Source organism: Solibacillus daqui (assembly GCF_028747805.1).
Classification (GTDB): domain Bacteria; phylum Bacillota; class Bacilli; order Bacillales_A; family Planococcaceae; genus Solibacillus; species Solibacillus daqui.
This window is the reverse complement of record NZ_CP114887.1, coordinates 2,944,587-2,964,736: the sequence shown is the minus strand read 5'-3', so window position 1 is coordinate 2,964,736 and position 20,150 is coordinate 2,944,587. Positions and strand designations below refer to the sequence as shown.

Here is a 20,150-nt window from a genome sequence, read left to right as displayed (position 1 = left end):
ATACCTTCTAAACAAGTAAAAAGCTATTTTGTAAGGGTTAACTTATGAAATAGCTTTTTTCTTGTTGTTTTCAAGTCCCGTCAGTTGCAAAGTTCAATTAGAGTTTAGTAATATAAGGTAATAAATAAGGAGGCGTTATTATGGCACAAGTAACATTTATTAACAAACCAGTCACTTTAATCGGTAATGAAATAAAAGTAGGCGACCAAGCACCTGACTTTACAGTGTTAGCAAACGATTTATCACCAGTAACATTAAAAGATTCTGAAGGTAAAGTTCGTTTGTTCTCAGTCGTTCCATCATTAGATACAGGTGTATGTGACCAACAAACACGTAAGTTCAATGAAGCGGCTGCAGAGTTAGGCGATAACGTTATTATTTATACTGTATCAATGGATTTACCATTTGCACAAAGACGTTGGTGCGGCGCAGCTGGTATCGATAAAGTAGTTACAGTATCAGATCACCGCGATGCATCATTCGGGGAAGCATATGGCGTACATATGAAAGAATTACGCCTTTTAGCACGCTCAATTTTCGTAGTGGATGAAAACGGTAAGGTAGCTTATGTAGAATACGTTTCAGAAGGTACAACACACCCGAACTATGAAGCAGCTTTAGAAGCGGTAAAAGAACTTTCAAAATAATTTTGTTTTACAGTAATTTAGTGTAAAGTGAATAGAGGTATAATAAACCCACTCAATTTTCTTGAGTGGGTTGTTCATTTGTTTGATGGATAAGAAAAGATAAATTTTTCAAGGGAATTCACATAAGAAAGGCATCATTTTATGCCATTTGACGAAAAAGTGTTTTCTAAAATAGTAAGAGGGGTTTTAATACGATGGAAAAATTTGAACAGATTTTTAAATATGTCAATGAATATGCAGAAAAATTGGTAGAAGCAAACGGGCTTGATTATTTAGAAGCGTTATTACAGACATTAGAAGATACATTAGACGGTAAATTTGAGTGGCAAGTAGATGGCGCAACTAAGGAAGATATGCGGAAAGCAATCCAAATTGCAATTTTAAAAGGCATGCGTAAAAGTGCACAACCTAACCACCAAATGACACCAGACACGTTAGGCTTACTTGTGGCGCATTTTGTAGAGCAATGCTTTGAACAGCGATTACAGCATGGACCAATTTCAGTAGTTGATCCAGCTCTAGGCACTGGGAATTTACTATTTACCGTTATGAATGCTTTAAATGGTAATGTCGAAGCAACAGGTGTTGAAGTCGATGATTTATTAATACGCCTTGCTGCAGCAACAGGTGATTTAATTGAGCAACCTGTGACATTATTCCGTCAAGATGCATTAGAAAAATTATTAGTAGATCCAGTAGATGCAGTCATTTGTGATCTACCTGTTGGGTATTATCCAAATGAAGAAGTAGCGTTAGATTTTGAATTATGTGCGAGTGAAGGAATGAGCTATGCACACCACTTATTTATTGAACAATCCATAAATTATACAAAAGATGGAGGCTTTGCATTCTTCTTAATTCCTGCTAATTTATTTGAATCAGAGCAAGCAAAGCAATTACACAAGTTTATTAAAGGTCATGCATGGATTCAAGCGGTAATTCAATTACCAGAAAATTTATTTGCATCGAAAGCGCATGAGAAAAGTATTTTGATATTACAAAAGCAAAGCGAGCATTTAAAAGCACCACGCGAAGTATTATTGGCAAAAGTGCCAAATATGTCAAACCGAGAAGCACTTGCGATGTTCTTTGAAAAAGTAAGTATGTGGCGTGAAGGAAATGATCAAAAGCGCTAAAGCTTTCGTATAGCTCTATGGGGCTGGCATTTTAGCCAAAATATAAAAAAACGCCATCATTAAATAAAAATGATGGCGTTTTCAATTATAAGAATGAAAAAATCACTCTGGAGTACGGATAACTAATACGTCACATTTTGCAGAACGTACGATAGCTTCTGATACAGAACCGATTAAGAAACGTTCAACAGCGTTTAAACCAGTTGCACCACAGATGATTAAGTCAGCTTCTACTACGTTAGAAAGCTCTTTTGTGATAATATTTTTTGGAGAACCGTATTCGATTACTAAGTTTACGTTAGCAACGCCAGCTTCTTCTGCTTGTTTTTTGTAACCGTTTAATAGTTCTTCAGAGTGTTGTTGAGCACGCTCAGCGATAGAACGATCATAAGCTTCGATTGCTGCGAATGAACGAGTGTCGATAACGTTAACTAAGTTAATTGTCGCGCCTTCGTTACGTTTTGCAACATCGATCGATTTGCGGAATGCATATTCTGCTTCTTTTGATCCGTCTACTGCTACTACAATACTTTTATAATGATTTGCCATTTTCATTACCTCCTAGTTTTCTATAGCTTTATTATAACAAATGTTTTAAGATTGGAAATACCTAACATTGAAAAAACTGATTATTAATAATATTTTCGGTCATATATGTAAAATAATTCTTAAAAATGTTGAAATATTATTCGGTTTTTATTAAAAAATAATGTTCACTACAATATTAGAAAAGTATTTTTAGGGAAAAAAGGGAGTTCCTTATAATCCGATTATTACGAAAATATTTTATATTAAAAAATTAGCTACTATTTTTTTGATAAAATTGGTAGAATGGATTTGAATTATTAGAATATATGATTCACAGGGAGGAATTCACAATGAAAATCGGGGTACCAAAAGAAGTTAAAAACAATGAAAATCGAGTGGCAATGACGCCATCTGGGGTATCATCATTAGTTGCGAATAATCACGAGGTGTATATTGAAACTGGCGCTGGATTAGGTTCTTCATTCACAGATAATGATTATTTATTAGCAGGAGCTACTATTGTTGATTCAGCAGTAGAAGCTTGGAATACAGACATGGTGTTAAAAGTAAAAGAGCCAGTGGAAAGCGAATACAAATATTTCCGTGAGGGCTTAATATTATTTACATATTTACACTTAGCACCTGAGCCAGAGTTAACAAAAGCATTACTTGAAAACAAAGTAGTCGGCATTGCTTATGAAACGGTGCAATTACCAAATGGTTCTTTACCATTACTGACGCCAATGAGCGAAGTAGCGGGACGTATGGCGACACAAATTGGTGCACACTATTTAGAAAAATTACCAGGCGGAAAAGGGATTTTATTAGGTGGTGTATCAGGCGTTCATCGAGGAAAAGTAACGGTTATTGGAGGCGGTATTGCTGGAACAAATGCAGCTAAGGTTGCAGTAGGCATGGGTGCAGATGTGACAATTATTGACTTAAGCCCAGAGCGTTTACGTCAATTAGAAGATATTTTTGGCCGTGATGTACAAACGTTAATTTCTAATCCATTTAATATTGCGGATGCGGTAAGTTCTGCGGATTTAGTCATTGGATCTGTACTAATTCCTGGCGCAAAAGCACCAAAATTAGTGACGGAAGAAATGATTGAAGCGATGTCTCCAGGTTCTGTTGTCGTCGATATTGCGATTGACCAAGGTGGATGCTTCGCGACATCTGAAAAAGTAACGACGCATGACAACCCAACGTTTGTGAAACACGGAGTTGTGCATTATACAGTGGCAAATATGCCAGGTGCAGTACCACGTACGTCGACAATTGCTTTAACTAACAACACAGTACCTTACGCATTACAAATTGCGAACAAAGGCTATATTCGTGCTTGCTTAGAAAATGAAGCACTAAAACGTGGTGTTAATACAATTGATGGTAAAGTTGTGTACCGCGCAGTAGCAGATGCACAAGAATTGTCTTATGTTGCAGTTGACGATGTATTAGGCGTTTTAACAGGATTAAGTAAATAATAGAAAAATCCGCCTCACTTTCAAAAAATGAAAGTAGGGCGGATTTTTTGTTAGACAATACTGTTTTTCACATGGTTTTTTAATCGACAGAAACGAGTTCAGTGACAATCTTACCTTCAAAATCTGTAATGCGGATAATACCATAATCTTTAGCAAAATAAAGCTTTGTGCCATTCGGATAAGCTAATATTACGACATTATTAAACGTACCGGCCTTAGTTAATAAAGTTGCAGATGTACTTTCTACAAAGACTTTTGTTGTTGTCATTGAGCCATCATAGTCGTAATCGGTATCCAGAACGGTAGCTTTTTCTTTTATTGGATAGCTAAGTGTAAAGAAAAAAACGTCTGAATAGGCAACACCAAATGTGAGCTGATTAAATTTTTCGATATACGTAAATCCAATATAATCCGATTGCAGTAATTCAATTGAATCTGAAATTGCCTCATTTTTAGAGGCATAGTAGGTTGTTTTTTCAAGTCCTTCAAAAGAAGGCTCATACGTATAACTCCTATTTGCTTTCGGCATTAAGCCTGTTGTAATAATTGGCGCTTTTGCAATAGCCTTTGGTTTTTTCGTAGTTAAGGTGGAAGCGAGAACATAGCCCTTCTTGCCATTATACTCAACAAATGCCCAATTTTTGTTTTTGGAATGAACAATTACCTTTGAGTTGGTCTTAATATTCAATATCGTGTTTGCCGTTTGCTTTGGTGCATCACGTAAAAGAATATCGTTTATTGCTTGTACGTATTGTGTAGAAGCGGCTTCCGTATGTTGTACCACAGGAGAGTTTGGCAAGATAGAAAAAAGTAAAACAAAGATGGTAATGATTGTCCATTTTTTCATGATGCACCATTCCTTTCGAAAGTTATGAATTTACTATTCCTTTTTTTTATCTATGAAAAACGAGTGAAATATTGTAAAATACTTTTTTATCAAAAATATCTTTTGTAAAACAAAAAACGAGTGATTAACTGCATAATGCTCGTTAATCACTCGTAATAGGTTACGCAAAAATAATGCGTTTTATTCAAATATTTTTTTTAACTATTTCAGCTAATGCTACAACTGTATCGAAGCTGTCGCTAGGGAACTCTGCTACGCTAAATGGTACGTTTAATTCCTTACATATGTCTTGGCACTCTTTGCCAACCTCGGAATAGGATTCTACATCTGCACTTAATGCTAAAAGTTCACAAGTAACGAAGCCTGTTACACCTGCCGCATGTAATTCTTTAATTTTATCTTTTACATCTGGTGCTAACCAGTTCGCTTTACCGCCTGAAGAACGGTATGTAATATGAAAGTTTTCGAACCCTGCTTTTTTTACAATTGCCTGTGCTAACTGTTCAAATTGAGATACATATGCTGCGTTTTTCTCTGGATCAATCGGCTGGCTATGTACTGTAAACAATACATGCGAATCATTTTGGACTGTAATTGGTAGCCAAGAGAATGCACGGCTTACGCGATCTGCATAAACAGCGACAATGTTTTCGTCTGTATGCCAGTTATCAAGAGCGATATGGCGCACATTTTGACCTTCAAGTAATGCCGCCACTTCTGCATGTACAGCGCCACCGCCAGAAGCTGAGCTAATCGCGTTAATTGGCAATGTGACAATTGTTGTTGCTCCTTCACGAAGGGCAGTTGTTAACACTTCAGGGACAAATGGATTTGTATGTTTATAGGCATTATATACCTTTACTTCTTGCTCTAATTTTTCGTTTAATAGCAGCTCTAAGCCTTGTGCAATACGTTGTGTGCTTGATGCGATAAAGTCAGGAAAACCTGGCTTTAAAAAAGCATTTTGAATTTGCCCAAGCATTGGTGCTGGAACTTGTTTCCCCTTTAAAATATGGCTGAAAAACGTTTCTACATCATCTATCGATTTTGGTGCGCCATAAGCGTAATGGATAATAGCAATCATGGAATAAACTCCTTTATTCTTAATTTTGAGAATGATTATCATTATTAAAACATATTTAAAAATGAACGGCAATGTAATTATTAAATATGTCCATGAATAAAGAATTGAAGCTGTGCAAAAAGTAGAAACTTTTTAGAAAGTATGCTCGCACCTCACATGATAATAATCCGCTTGTGGCGGTGGTTGCAAGTAAAGAATAAATGTAAAAAACGTTGGATACTGTAACAACGCATTCATGAATACTTCCATCCTCGGCGCAAAAGGACGTCCTAGAAATATTTCTAGGACGTCCCCGTGCATTACTAATGTATTCATTATTCACTAAGTGTGGTGCTTTTAGTGGTGGCCACTAAAATTTTGCCTCGATTTTCGGACACACCGTTGATCGTGGAACTTAAAGAATCACTAATTCCTTCGTAAACTTTGTTAATATTTCTACCCCTGTGTTTGTCACAACTACATCGTCTTCGATTCGAACACCAGCAACATTTGTTTTATATACGCCTGGTTCAATTGTGAAAACGGTACCTTCGTTTAAGACCATTTCATTTGTGCCGTTAATAGAAGGGAATTCATGTACTGAAATACCAAGACCATGCCCTAAGCGGTGAGTGAAATACTCGCCATAACCAGCTGCTGAAATTGTATCACGTGCGATTTTATCTAAATCCATTGCGCGTACCCCGGGTTTTACGGCTGCAATTGCACTTTCGTTGGCAGCACGTACGGTATTATAAATTTTGATTTGCTCCTCACCTGGTTGACCAAATGCGACAGTACGCGTGATATCTGAGCAATAGCCTTCATAAATAACACCAAGGTCAAATAAAATAAGGTCGCCATGTTGGATTTTACTTTCACCTGGTGTTCCGTGTGGAGAAGCGGCTTTTTCACCGGCAAGTACCATCGTATCAAAGCTCATGGCATAGCCTTTCGCTTTAATAGCTGATTCGATTTCATTTAAAATGTCCATTTCAGTTTTACCTTCAGCAATTGCATCACAACCAACTTGAATTGCATAGTCTGCAAGTTCAGCAGCTTTACGCATTTTTACTAATTCTTCTTCGCCTTTACAAATACGCATCGCATTGATTTTTTCATCAAGGCCCTTGAAAGTTACGTTTTCATAACGTTCTTGTATAGCTTCGTAACGCTCAACTGTTAAATGAGACTTTTCAATAGCAAGTGTATTGAATGCTGTTTTGCGTGATGCAACTGTTTTTGCCACAACATCCCATGCATTCTCTGTATCTTCGTGACCTACAACCTCATATGTCCAACCAGCCGCTACAACATCTGGCATCTCCATTTTTGGACAAATTAAAAATGGCTCTGAGTCTTTAAATACCATGATTCCAAGTAAACGCTCATGTGGATCGCTATTGAAACCTGAGAAATAAAATACGTTATCTGGCGTTGTAATAAAAGCCGCATCGATGTTGTGCGCCAATAAGTAATCTTGCAATTCATTAAGTTTTGTCATAGTACATACTCCTTTGATTTTGAATAAAAATAAAATTATTATTTTCGCTTATTTAGCATATCAAAAAAAGGGGAAATGTGCAGAAATAACGAATAGAATTGGTGATGAAATTTATCGAGGAGGTAATAAGATGCAAATTTCTTATCACGGACATTCCGTCGTAAAAATCGAAACGAATGGAACGACCATTTTAATTGATCCATTTATTAAAGGAAATGGGCAAACCGATTTAATAGTTGAAAACGAGAATCCTAATGTTATTTTATTGACACATGGTCATAACGATCACGTAGGGGATACGGTAGAGCTTTCAAAGAAAAACAATGCACTTGTTGTAGCACCATACGAACTAGCTGATTATTTAGGGTGGCAAGGCTGTAATGTACACAATATGCATATTGGGGGTGCACGGCAGTTTGAATTTGGCAAAGTGAAGTTTACACAAGCATTTCATGGCTCATCTTATGTAACAGAAAATAACGAAATTATTTATACAGGAATGCCAGCGGGAATTTTATTTACAGCAGAAGGAAAGACCATTTACCATGCAGGAGATACAGCGCTATTTGGAGATATGGAGTTAATCGGGAAACGTCATCCGATTGATGTAGCGTTTTTACCTATTGGTGATAATTTTACGATGGGGCCTGAAGATGCAGCCTACGCTGTATCATTGTTAAAGCCAAAAATTGTTGTACCAATCCATTACAATACATTCCCACCAATTAAGCAAGATCCATATGAATTTGCGAAGCTTGTAGAAGGTGCGGAAGTACAAATATTATCAGCCGGTGAGTCGGTAAAGCTTTAACTATTTTAAAGCTGTCCAGTAGGTTTGTTCTTACTTGGACAGCTTTTTTAATTGCTCGACTATCAATTTTCAAATAATTGAACGAATGTTTCACAACTGTACTAATGAAATTGGTGTAATTACGATGATTAAATGTGTTACACTAATATTAGAAATGAATGAAGAAAAATAGGTGATGTAGTTGTCAACAAAACACGAGAGAATATTACAATATATTGAATCACTACCAGTCGGAGATAAAATTTCTGTTCGTCAAATTGCAAAGGAAATGCAAGTGAGTGAGGGAACTGCCTATCGAGCGATTAAGGAAGCGGAGAATCGTCGCTTAGTAAGCTCTATTGAACGTGTCGGAACCATTCGGATTGAAAAGAAAAAGAAGGAAAATATTGAGCGTCTAACATTTGCTGAAATCGTGAATATTATTGATGGTCAAGTTTTAGGTGGAAAATCAGGTCTACATAAAACTTTAACAAAATTCGTAATAGGAGCGATGAAGCTAGAAGATATGATGCGCTACACGGATGCAGGTAGTTTACTGATTGTCGGTAACCGTACGCAAGCGCATGAATACGCATTAAAAACAGGCGCGGCTGTATTAATTACAGGTGGCTTCGATTCGACTGAGCGAAATAAGCAGTTGGCTGATGAATTAGATTTACCAATCATCTCAACAAGTTATGATACATTTACCGTTGCAACAATGATTAACCGTGCGATTTATGACCAATTAATCAAAAAAGATATATTATTAATTGAAGATGTGTATGTGCCAATCGAGGATACGGCAGTGTTGAAAAATTCCGACACAATTGCCGATTTCCACAAACAAAATTTACGTACAACACACGGTGCATTCCCGGTTGTCACACAACAAAATAAACTTGTCGGAATGATTACGAGTAAAGACGTAATCGGAAAAGACGAGGATGAGCCAATCGAAAAAGTAATGACGAAAAATCCAATTGCTGCCTCAATGAAAACGAGTGTTGCAACAGCAGGTCACCGTATGATTTGGGAAGGAATCGACCTATTACCTGTTATTGATGATGGTGGTTCATTGCGTGGTGTTATTAGCCGTCAAGACGTGTTAAAGGCGATTCAAATTGCCCAACGTCAACCACAGCATGGCGAAACGATTGATGATTTAGTGAAAAACGAAATGCGTGTTACAGGTGAAGATGATATCGTTGTCGAGTTTACGGTTACACCGCAAATGACGAACCAATTCGGTGCAATTTCATACGGCGCTTTCACAACTTTATTATCAGAAGTAGGGGCGTTTGCATTAAAACGTCGTAAACGTGGTGAAGCAGTTGTAGAGAATATGAATATTTATTTCATCAAGCCTGTACAAATGGAGAGTGTATTAACCGTGCAACCACGTATTTTGGACATGTCACGTAAATTCGTAAAAATGGACTTTGAAGTATATAGTAAGGGATTGTTAGTCGGTAAAGCAATGATGACATTCCAGCTATTAGAGCGCTAATAATTATTTTTTAAAGTGTCTAGGCTAAAGCGCCAGACCCTGGGCCATTTCAAACCCTCCTGCAAAAGTGGTGGTGTGTTTACTTTTGCAGGAGGGCTCTCCAATGTCTGAGGCTCACACGATGTGAGTCATTGGGGGCATGCCACATGGACGTGGCGTTTTTCCCACTCGGGGCTGGTAGGGCGCTTTAGCGCTTTTCTTATCTAAATGAAAAGGCCACTATAAAAAATAGTGGCCCATCCATTATTTATTTAATTCGTATTCCTCTTGAATGAAACGCCCTTCGTGACGCATACGTTTGTAGTTATTCGTACCAAGACTGATACCAATAATTAAAAATACAACCGCTACAATATAGCCAATCAGATCAGGATAAAGAATCGTTGCATTGAACCCAAAGAAAATGATAAATGCAGCGAGTGCAATACCTGATTTGGCCTTATACCATTTCGTACGAATTGGCAACGTCGAACGGAACTGCTTTGTTTTGAAATAAAAATAAAAAACAAGAGATGCAATAATACCAGCTACTAACAAGAAATTTAAATAAACCATAGTGAACCTCCCATTTACAAAAACTACTAAATATTGTAACGGCTTTTTCAGGGAATTGCGATAGGTATTCACTATGTATTAGGGGGAAACTTTGTGAAGCGTCAAATTATTGACAAAATTAAACAATATGAAACAATTATAGTGCATCGGCACGTACGTCCAGACCCAGATGCCTATGGTTCCCAAATGGGTTTAGCAGAACTAATTCGCGCCAATTACCCAGAAAAAAAGGTCTACACAGTTGGAGAGCATGACGAGTCCCTTTCATTTTTAGCACATCCAGAGCAAATTGATGATGCTGTTTTTGAAGGGGCATTAATTATTGCAACAGACACAGCAAACACAGAACGTATTGATGATCAACGTTACACAATGGGTGATTTCCTTATTAAAATTGACCACCATCCTAATGATGACGCATACGGTAATCTTTTATGGATTGATACGAATGCAAGCTCTTGTAGTGAAATGATTTATGAATTATATGAAGAAGCTAAAGACTACGCAAACTGGCAAATGTCTGACGCATCGGCACGTCTCTTATTTGCAGGCATTGTCGGAGATACAGGACGTTTCTTGTTCCCGAGTGCGAGTGCAAAAACATTTGAAACAGCGGGACAACTTATTCAGTATGATTTTGATCGTAACCAAGTCTTTGATGGTATGTATGAAATGGAACGCAAGCTACTAAATTTACAAGGTTATATTTATCAACACTTTATGATGGACGAAAACGGTATGGCTTACATTAAATTACCAACAGAAGTGTTAGAGCAATTTGATGCAACACCATCTGAAACATCGTTATTAGTCGGCTCATTAGGCAATGTGAAAAACATTCGTGCATGGGTGATGTTTATCGAAGAAAATGACACAATCCGTGTACGCTTACGCTCAAAAGGGCCGGTGATTAACGGGTTAGCGAAAAAGTACAACGGTGGAGGTCATCCACTTGCTTCAGGTGCAACGGCACATTCTTGGGAAGAAGTAGAACAAGTTATTGTCGATTTAAAGGAAATTTGTCAAAACGCATAAAGTGAAACTTTGCTCGGAGGGGGTGTTGCTCATCCCCACAGAGCATTAGCTTTCACCAATCGGACTTATAGGTACAGTGGATCGCCCACTTAGCTGTTTCCATCAATTGCTAGTTTGATGTGGGCGTCTTACGGGCCCTTAATACGGGATTAATTCAGGAGGGATGAACGATGACGGTATATCCACAAATACGGACGAGTGCCGATTTATTGAAAAGTACAATTCGTATCAATGAGCTCATCCCTTTTTTACAACAACAACAGGCAAAAAGCTGTGCAATTGTTAACTCAAAATTGTATGGGCTTTTGCCTTTTATGTTTCAACTAAAAAAGGCTGGCATTCATCCAGTGGCCGGCTTAACGATTGAGCTTGAACGAACAGAGGATGAAACACTACCGCTTGTGCTCTATGCGAAAACAAATAAAGGCTACCAAAATTTATTGAAAATAGCGAGTAGTATTGCAATTCGTCCACAACAAAACATTCCACTACGTTGGCTTGTTGCCTATTGTCAGGACATCGCATTTGTTCTCTTACCATTTGCTAATCAACAAGCCTGGTTACAGCCAGAAGCACAAAAATCCTTACATGCTCTTATTCAAGCAAATAAGGCAAACCTTTACATAGGGATTACACGTGCAAATGGCGTGCATCCATTTGAAGTTCAGGCAGAGGAGCTAGCACAGCAACATCAACTGCGTGTAATTGCTACACATGAAAGTTTGTATATGTATGAACAAGACGCATTTGCCTATGAAGTCGCACAATCGATTGAAACAGGTGTAAAGTTGAATGACCGAAATCATGAACAAAAGCATGACAGCTATGTATTAACAGCCCAAGATTGGAATGCTCGCTTTTCAGATAAGCAAATGTGGTTAGATGCAACTGAAAAATTATTATTAAGCTGTCATGTGGAAATTAACCTAAATCAAGTGTATATGCCAAAGTTTCCGCTTATGGAAGGGCAAACAGCTGCAGATGTATTAAAGCAAGAAGTGCAGGCTGGCTTACAAAAGCGATTACAAACGGAAATATTACCAAAGCAATATGTAGAACGTATTGATTATGAGCTACAAGTCATTCAATCGATGGGTTACTCGGATTATTTTTTAATTGTTGCCGACTTTATGCGCTTTGCTCGTGAACAACAAATTTTAACAGGGCCAGGTCGTGGTTCATCTGCTTCATCACTCATCGCATACGCGCTAGAAATTACACAAGTAGATCCACTACAGTATGATTTACTGTTTGAACGCTTTTTAAATGTGGAGCGTGTTACATTGCCGGATATTGATATCGACTTTTTAGATACACGTCGACAGGAAGTTATTGAGTATGTAGCGAGTAAATACGGAAAGCAATATGTTGCACAAATTATTACATTTGGGACTTTATCCGCAAAAGCTGTCGCGCGTGATGTCGCACGAATGTTTAACTTTAATTCAGAAACACTTGAAATGATATCAAAGCTTATTCCAAACAAGCCAGGTATTACACTACAAGAAGCCTATGCAAATTCTGAAAACTTACGTAAATGGATGGACACTGAGCCAATTCGACATAAATGGTTTCAAACGGCACTAAGATTAGAAGGGTTGCCTCGTAATGCGTCAACACATGCGGCCGGTGTTGTACTAAGCCCTGTACCACTTGTCGATGTTGTACCGATCGAACAAGGGCATGATGATATCTATTTAACACAGTGGCCAATGCTTGAAGTTGAGCAAACCGGGTTACTGAAAATTGATTTTTTAGGTCTTAGAAATTTAACAATTTTAGATCAAATTCGAAAGTCGATTCTGTATACTCATCAAATCGAACTAGATTTCAATCAGATTCCATTAAACGATGCGAAAACGTTTGAATTGTTGCAGAGGGGGGATACGGTTGGGATATTCCAGTTAGAGTCTGACGGTATGAAAGGTGCACTCCGTGATATAAAGCCTACGCATTTTTTAGACATCGTTGCAGTTAATGCGCTCTATCGACCAGGTCCAATGCAATTTATCCCTGTCTATGCAAATCGTAAGCATCATCTAGAGCCTGTCAGTATGCCTCATCCTGATTTAACTTCCATTTTACAAGAAACGTACGGTGTTATTATTTATCAGGAACAAATTATGCGTATCGCAAATGTCATGGCGGGCTTTACGATTGGTCAAGCTGATATTCTGCGACGTGCGGTAAGTAAGAAAAAACGGGAAGCGCTAGAAGAACAACGCGCAGCATTTGTAAAAGGTTCGCTTTCTAAAGGATACACAGAGCAAGTGGCGCACGAAGTTTATGAATTAATTGTGCGCTTTGCTGATTATGGATTCCCGAAGAGTCACGCGGTTGCGTATAGTATCATTTCATACCAAATGGCGTATTTAAAGGCGAATTTCCCTGTCAATTTCTATGCAGCATTATTAACAAATGCAACTGGGAATAGCGATAAACTGATGCAAATTTTAATGGAAGCTAAAGCAAATGGAATTGAAATATTACCGCCATCGATCAATCGAAGCGTACGTCATTTTAAAGTGGAAAATGGTAAGATTCGTTTTAGCTTATCTGCTATTAAAGGAGTTTCACAACCATTTTTACAACAATTATTGAAAGTGCGAGATGAGCAACAACAGCGGTTTGAGACAATCTTTGATTTGGCTGTATCATTAACAAGCACGCATTTTCAACGTAAAGTAGTTGAGCCGCTTATTAAAGCAGGCGCACTTGATGAATTTGGGAAAGACCGTGCTACACTACTTGCTACTATTGAGGGTGCTCAAAAGCAAGCTGATTTCATGGCATTTGGTAAACCAAAGTATGTCGAAATGTCCAATGTTCCTGAAAAAGAAAAACTACAATATGAAAAAGAAGTGCTAGGCTTTTATTTATCGGATCATCCAATTATCCGTATGCGTCCTCAATTTCAGCAGACGAACGCCAATGTTCAATCATTGCAGACATTGAAGGATAATAGTTATATTCGCATCATTGGTATTGTCAGCGAGTTTCGTCAATTGCGTACGAAGCGTGGTGAACTGATGGCATTTGTAACGATTGAAGATGAATTTGGTGCGGTAATTTGCACGCTATTTCCAAAAGAATATGAACAAGTTGTCGGCCAGTTAAACGAAGATACATTACTATATGTAGAGGGCTTTTTGGAACGGAGATTTAACAAAGCACAAATAAAAGTAAAGCAAATTACTATTAAATGAATAATAATATAGAGCGTTTTCTAGTGTATACTAGAAGCGCTTTTTTTTCTGAAGTAAAAAATATTGGTCGAAAAATCGTAAAATTTATGTGTTATACATAAATATCTTTATGGTGAATTGAAAAGATAGCGAATATTTCTTTACAATGATAAAAACATTTTGTATTCTTAATTATAGTGAAACTGGTCAGACCACTTTTAACTTGATTCAGTGGAGGTTCAAACCCCCACTGAATCAAGTTAAGCCCCCGGCGGATGTCACAGATTTTTTAGAGGAGTTTTTCAGGTGAACTTGAAAAAAATCTGGACTAAAGTTAGCCGAGGCGCAATTGATATGGAAATGATATTGAGGTGAGTTGAGTGGAACATAAGCCAGAGAAAAAAATGTTTTTGCAAATTGTGAAGCAGCTACGAGAGTTAATTGCGAACCAAAATATTCTGGAAGGTCAAAAGCTTCCTTCTGAACGGGTTTTGTCTGAGCAATTACAAGTAGGACGTTCATCAGTTCGAGAAGCACTGCGAAGTTTAGAGCTATTAGGTTTAATCGAAACAAAGCATGGTGGCGGAACATTTTTGGCCAGCATGAAGCATCACCAATTTGTTGAAATTGTTGGCTCGTTTATATTACAAGATGAAAAGTCTTCAAACGATGTTGAGGCAACACGACAAATGCATGAAAAAGAAGCGATTCGTTTGATTTGTCAGTCGAAAAAATTACGGTCGCTGCCGATATTAGATAGTTTTTTCATTAAAGTGGAACTCGGAGAAAATGTATTGCGTGAGGATATATTACGTGAATGTATAATCGCGAGTGGCAATCGGTTAGCACTAAAAATTTGGATGCAACTAGTAGTATTTAGCAATGATTTGTTAGCAGGTGTGATTGAAATGCATGAAAAACTTGAAGTTGAAACAATGCTAAAGGCGATGCAAATGGGTTATACACATGAAGCAATTCAAGCATATGAAAAATGGATGGAATGTATAGAGCGCTAAAAAAGCGAGTTACTACAAAAGGGGGATATACAATGGCGATTCGTGATTTATTATCAATAAACCGCAAAAAAAATAGTGGCAGCATATCAAAAAAAGCTGAAGAAAAGGAATTTCCAGAAGGAATCGTAACAAAATGCCCAAAATGCAAAACGATTCATGTCACAAAGGAATTAGAGAAAAATTTAAAAGTGTGCATGAAATGTCAGCACCATTTCACACTTAATGCTAAGGAACGTATCGCGAGCTTCTTAGATGAAGGTTCATTTACATCAATGGACGACCATTTACAGACGACTAATCCGTTACAATTCCCAGCATATGTCGAAAAGATTGAAGTCGACAAAAAGAAAACAGGCTTGAATGAAGCTGTGTTGACAGGCGTAGGAACATTGAAAGGGATGCAAATCGTTGTTGCGGTAATGGATTCTACTTTCCGAATGGGCTCTATGGGCTCGGTTGTTGGAGAAAAAATTACACGTGCAGTAGAAAAAGCAACGGAATTACGTGTTCCATTTATTATTTTTACTGCGAGTGGTGGTGCCCGCATGCAAGAAGGTGTGTTGTCGCTAATGCAAATGGCGAAAGCAAGTGTAGCGCTCAAACGACATAGTGAAGAAGGTTTACTATATATTTCGATATTGACACATCCAACAACGGGTGGTGTATCAGCGAGTTTTGCTTCAATTGGAGATTACAATATCGCTGAGCCACAAAGTTTAATAGGTTTTGCGGGACGTCGTGTTATTGAACAGACGGTACGTGAAAAGTTGCCGGACGATTTCCAAACAGCTGAGTTTTTACTCGAGCATGGTCAATTAGATGCGATTTTTAACCGCTGTGATATCCGTGAAAATGTATCAACAATTGTGAAGTTACATGTACAAGGGGGTGTTTCTCATGTCTAAATTAATGGCGTTTGAAGAACCGGTTGTAAAATTACGAGAAAAAATTGTGGAGTTAAAGACCATTGCTATAGAAGCAGATGTCGACATGAGTGGTGAAATTGAAAAGCTTGAAACTCGTTTACTAGAGCTTGAAAAATCAGTATATGCAAATATGAAACCGTGGGATCGTGTACAAGTGGCACGCCATGCAGAGCGTCCAACGACACTTGATTATATTGAACATATTTTTGATGATTTCATTGAACTACATGGCGATCGTACATTCAAAGATGATGCAGCGATTGTAGGCGGCATTGCGTCGTTTAATGGTCAGCCGATAACGATAATCGGTCATCAGCGTGGGAAAACGACGAAGGAAAATATTCGCCGTAATTTTGGTATGCCTCATCCAGAAGGCTACCGTAAAGCACTACGTTTAATGAAGCAGGCTGAGAAATTTAACCGTCCGATTATTTGTTTGATTGACACAAAAGGCGCGTATCCAGGGAAGGCAGCCGAGGAACGTGGACAGAGTGAAGCTATCGCACGCAATCTATTTGAAATGGCAGGGTTACGTGTTCCGGTAATTAGTATTGTCATTGGCGAAGGTGGTAGTGGAGGTGCATTAGCACTCGGGGTAGCAAATAAAATTCTTATGCTTGAAAATGCAACTTATTCTGTTATTTCTCCTGAAGGAGCAGCATCGATTTTATGGAAGGATGCAACCTATGCTCAGCAAGCTGCAGAGGCAATGAAGATTACGGCACCCGATTTGAAAAATTTAGAAATCATTGACGACATTATTCCTGAAGTTGCGGGTGGTGCACATAAAGATGTACTTGCACAGGCAAATTTCATGAAGCAAGCGCTAGAGCTTCATTTGAGTGAATTAACAAAATTAACATCAGATGAATTAATTGAGAATCGTTATATAAAATTTAAAAACATCGGTCAGTTTTCAGAAGAAAATATCGACTGAAAGAATTGATGCGAAAGAATGCGTGAAAGCGCATTCTTTCATTTTTTTATTAAGATTGTATTTTTTGTTATCCAGAATAGTTACATATAGACCATTTTTCTGTTAATGTGAATAGTATGAGACAAGTAGGAGGAAAATAGCGTATGAAGAAGATTGCGGTATTAACGAGTGGTGGAGACGCACCAGGAATGAACGCTGCGATTCGTGCGGTTGTTCGTAAGGCACGTTTTCATGGAGTAGACGTAGTTGGTGTGCATCACGGCTATGAAGGTTTATACAATGGTGATTATGAGCTTTTAGATATTGGTTCAGTTGGCGATATTATTCAACGTGGTGGCACGAAGCTATTCTCTGCTCGTTTTCCAGAATTCAAAGAAGATGACTATCAATATGAAGCGATTGAACGCATGAAAAAAGACGGCATCGAAGGGTTAGTTGTTATTGGTGGTGACGGTTCTTACCGTGGTGCAATGCAACTTACTGAAAAAGGGTTCCCCTGTGTTGGAATTCCAGGCACAATTGACAATGACGTACCAGGGACTGAATATACAATCGGTTTTGATACGGCATTAAATACTGTTGTCGAATCAATCGATAAAATTCGTGATACGGCAACAAGCCATGAAAATACTTTTGTTATTGAAGTAATGGGGCGTGATGCGGGGGACATTGCATTATGGGCTGGAGTTGCAGCTGGTGCTGAATCCATTTTAATACCTGAAGAGTCGTTTGACATGGAGGATATTGTGACACGTTTAGAACGTGGTGCGGCACGTGGTAAGCGCCATAGTATTATTATCGTGGCAGAAGGCGTTATGAATGGGCACAAATTAGCAAAGCAGCTTGAAGAGCGCACAGGTGTCAAAATCCGTACTTCCGTATTAGGTCATATTCAACGAGGTGGTTCACCATCTGCACGCGATCGCGTATTAGCAGGGCAATTTGGTGCAAGAGCAGTAGAACTTTTACTTGAAAATAAAGGTGGACGAGCAGTTGGCGTGAAAAATCATCATATTATCGATTATGATTTAAAGGAAGCATTTGAATCAAAACACCAAGCAGATTTAAGTCTTTATACATTATCACAAGAACTTTCAATTTAAAGTGTAAAAAACGGAGATGACAAAACTATGAGAAAAACTAAGATTGTTTGTACGATTGGTCCTGCAAGTGAATCACCAGAAATGTTAGATAAATTAATTACGGCGGGTATGAATGTAGCGCGTTTAAACTTTTCGCACGGTAATCATGAAGAACATGCAATTCGTATTGCAGCTATTCGTGATGCGTCAGAGCGTATGAAAAAACCAGTAGGTATTTTATTAGATACGAAAGGCCCTGAAATTCGTACGCATTCAATGGAAAACGGCGAAATTCATTTAGTAACTGGTCAAGTAATCGACATTTCTATGACAGAAGTGCTTGGCAATGAATCTCGTTTTTCAGTAACGTATGATCAGTTAATTGAAGATGTAGATCAAAATAACATTATTTTATTAGATGATGGCTTAATTGAATTACGCGTTTTAGCAAAGGATTTAGAACAAGGATTAATTCATACGATTGTTGAAAATGCGGGTGTTTTAAAAAATAAAAAAGGTGTGAACGTTCCAGGAGTTTCAGTTAAACTACCAGGGATTACAGAAAAAGATGCAGCCGATATTTTATTTGGTATTGATCAAGGGGTAGACTTTATCGCCGCATCATTCGTACGTACAGCAAAGGATGTATTAGAAATTCGTGAGCTATTAGAACAAAATAATGGTAGCCATATTCAAATTATCCCGAAAATCGAAAACCAAGAAGGTGTAGACAATATTGATGACATTATTGAAGTGTCAGATGGCTTAATGGTCGCACGAGGTGATTTAGGGGTAGAAATTCCGGCTGAAGAAGTACCACTTGTACAAAAATCATTAATTAATAAATGTAACCAGGTTGGAAAGCCGGTTATTACAGCAACGCAAATGTTAGATTCTATGCAACGTAATCCTCGCCCAACGCGTGCAGAAGCGTCAGACGTAGCGAATGCCATTTTGGACGGAACAGATGCAATTATGCTCTCAGGTGAAACTGCAGCTGGTATTTATCCAGTTGAATCAGTAATTACAATGAATAAAATTGCTGAGCGCACAGAAAATGCGTTAGACTATCGTCAAATCGTATCTCAACGTAGCCGTGAAAGAGAAGCAAACATGACAGAAGCGATTTCACAAGCAGTGGCGTACACGTCGATTAACTTAGGTGTTACAGCTGTATTAGCGCCAACAGAAAGCGGAAATACAGCAAAAATGATCGCGAAATATCGCCCAGGCGTTTCAATTATCGCGGTTACAAGCCAACAATCAACTGCACAAAAATTAACTTTAGTGTGGGGCGTAAAACCAGTTTTAACGCAGCGTGTAACAACTACGGACGAAATTTTAGAGCTTTCAGTCGATGAAGCACTTAAACACGAATTCGTAAGTCATGGAGATGTTGTTGTTATTACTGCAGGTGTACCAGTAGGTGAAGCGGGTACAACAAACTTAATGAAAGTTCACGTAATTGGTGACTTATTAGCGCGTGGACAAGGGATTGGTAAAGCTTCGGTAGTCGGTAAAGCGATTGTAGCGAAAAACGCTGGCGAAGCATTAGCTTATGATACAGAAGGTGCCATTATCGTAACAGTCGGTTCAGACCGTGAAATGATGCCAGCCATTGAAAACTGTGTCGGTATTATTACAGAAGAAGGCGGTTTAACGTCGCATGCAGCGGTAGTTGGCCTAAGTCTTGGCATTCCAGTAATTGTAGGCGTAAAAGAAGCAACAACATTAATTCGTCACGGACAAGAAATTACAATGGACGCAGAAACAGGTGTCATCTACAAAGGTCATGCGAGTGTACTATAAAATTTAAATGTTAAAATCCATTTTCAATTATGAAAATGGATTTTTATATTTATAAGAAAGTATAAATTTTTCCGTTATAACAGTGTCTAGGCT

Annotated in this window: 17 protein-coding genes; 12 read left to right on the top strand and 5 right to left on the bottom strand. The window is 38.1% G+C overall.

Features of this window, described 5'->3' with window-relative positions:
- Positions 1-140 precede the first annotated feature (140 nt).
- Positions 141-647 carry a thiol peroxidase gene (gene tpx / locus O7776_RS14465; RefSeq protein ID WP_274307724.1) on the top strand — a complete coding sequence of 169 codons (507 nt, stop codon included), beginning with the start codon at positions 141-143 and terminating at the stop codon, positions 645-647.
- Positions 648-841: 194 nt separating this feature from the next.
- Positions 842-1,783 (top strand): class I SAM-dependent methyltransferase, encoded by a 942-nt coding sequence (locus O7776_RS14460; protein WP_274307723.1) that lies wholly within the window; start codon positions 842-844, stop codon positions 1,781-1,783.
- 102 nt (positions 1,784-1,885) lie between these two features.
- Here O7776_RS14460 and O7776_RS14455 read toward each other — a convergent pair whose 3' ends face one another.
- Positions 1,886-2,332 (bottom strand): universal stress protein, encoded by a 447-nt coding sequence (locus tag O7776_RS14455; protein ID WP_241369453.1) that lies wholly within the window; start codon positions 2,330-2,332, stop codon positions 1,886-1,888.
- Positions 2,333-2,661: 329 nt separating this feature from the next.
- Between O7776_RS14455 and ald the strand changes: the two genes are divergently transcribed.
- Positions 2,662-3,798 carry an alanine dehydrogenase gene (gene ald / locus O7776_RS14450; RefSeq protein WP_274307722.1) on the top strand — a complete coding sequence of 379 codons (1,137 nt, stop codon included), beginning with the start codon at positions 2,662-2,664 and terminating at the stop codon, positions 3,796-3,798.
- Between the two features lie 79 nt (positions 3,799-3,877).
- Here ald and O7776_RS14445 read toward each other — a convergent pair whose 3' ends face one another.
- From O7776_RS14445 to O7776_RS14435, 3 genes are all read right to left on the bottom strand, one after another.
- Positions 3,878-4,645: an SH3 domain-containing protein gene (locus O7776_RS14445; protein ID WP_274307721.1), complete on the bottom strand. Its 768-nt coding sequence runs from the start codon at positions 4,643-4,645 to the stop codon at positions 3,878-3,880.
- Positions 4,646-4,829: 184 nt separating this feature from the next.
- Positions 4,830-5,729, bottom strand: a complete 900-nt coding sequence (locus O7776_RS14440) for a ferrochelatase (protein ID WP_274307720.1) — start codon at positions 5,727-5,729, stop codon at positions 4,830-4,832.
- A 394-nt stretch (positions 5,730-6,123) separates the two neighbouring features.
- Positions 6,124-7,212 (bottom strand): M24 family metallopeptidase, encoded by a 1,089-nt coding sequence (locus O7776_RS14435; protein ID WP_274307719.1) that lies wholly within the window; start codon positions 7,210-7,212, stop codon positions 6,124-6,126.
- Positions 7,213-7,342: 130 nt separating this feature from the next.
- Here O7776_RS14435 and O7776_RS14430 point away from each other — a divergent pair, with 130 nt between their 5' ends.
- Entirely contained in the window at positions 7,343-8,023 is a 681-nt protein-coding gene (locus O7776_RS14430; RefSeq protein WP_274307718.1) for a metal-dependent hydrolase, read from the top strand.
- Positions 8,024-8,204: 181 nt separating this feature from the next.
- Positions 8,205-9,512, top strand: coding sequence for a DRTGG domain-containing protein (locus tag O7776_RS14425; protein WP_274307717.1), 1,308 nt, complete (start codon positions 8,205-8,207; stop codon positions 9,510-9,512).
- Positions 9,513-9,755: 243 nt separating this feature from the next.
- On the opposite strand, the gene O7776_RS14420 is transcribed toward O7776_RS14425, so the two are convergent.
- Positions 9,756-10,067: a YtpI family protein gene (locus O7776_RS14420; protein ID WP_241369446.1), complete on the bottom strand. Its 312-nt coding sequence runs from the start codon at positions 10,065-10,067 to the stop codon at positions 9,756-9,758.
- A gap of 93 nt (positions 10,068-10,160) precedes the next feature.
- Between O7776_RS14420 and O7776_RS14415 the strand changes: the two genes are divergently transcribed.
- The 7 genes from O7776_RS14415 (at position 10,161) to pyk (ending at position 20,057) form a co-directional block, all read left to right on the top strand.
- A complete protein-coding gene (locus O7776_RS14415) occupies positions 10,161-11,102 on the top strand; it encodes a DHH family phosphoesterase (RefSeq protein ID WP_274307716.1) in 942 nt (313 codons plus the stop codon).
- 170 nt (positions 11,103-11,272) lie between these two features.
- Positions 11,273-14,308, top strand: coding sequence for a DNA polymerase III subunit alpha (gene dnaE, locus O7776_RS14410; protein ID WP_274307715.1), 3,036 nt, complete (start codon positions 11,273-11,275; stop codon positions 14,306-14,308).
- A gap of 359 nt (positions 14,309-14,667) precedes the next feature.
- Positions 14,668-15,303 (top strand): FadR/GntR family transcriptional regulator, encoded by a 636-nt coding sequence (locus tag O7776_RS14405; protein ID WP_274307714.1) that lies wholly within the window; start codon positions 14,668-14,670, stop codon positions 15,301-15,303.
- Positions 15,304-15,335: 32 nt separating this feature from the next.
- The gene (gene accD / locus O7776_RS14400) at positions 15,336-16,208 is read left to right on the top strand and encodes an acetyl-CoA carboxylase, carboxyltransferase subunit beta (protein ID WP_274307712.1); all 873 of its coding nucleotides are present in this window, start codon (positions 15,336-15,338) and stop codon (positions 16,206-16,208) included.
- Positions 16,201-17,166, top strand: a complete 966-nt coding sequence (gene accA, locus O7776_RS14395; RefSeq protein ID WP_274307711.1) for an acetyl-CoA carboxylase carboxyl transferase subunit alpha — start codon at positions 16,201-16,203, stop codon at positions 17,164-17,166. Before accD ends, accA begins: the two co-directional genes overlap by 8 nt.
- A 143-nt stretch (positions 17,167-17,309) precedes the next feature.
- Positions 17,310-18,269, top strand: coding sequence for a 6-phosphofructokinase (pfkA, locus tag O7776_RS14390; RefSeq protein WP_274307710.1), 960 nt, complete (start codon positions 17,310-17,312; stop codon positions 18,267-18,269).
- Between the two features lie 27 nt (positions 18,270-18,296).
- A complete protein-coding gene (gene pyk / locus O7776_RS14385) occupies positions 18,297-20,057 on the top strand; it encodes a pyruvate kinase (RefSeq protein ID WP_274307709.1) in 1,761 nt (586 codons plus the stop codon).
- The last annotated feature ends 93 nt before the right edge of the window (positions 20,058-20,150 follow it).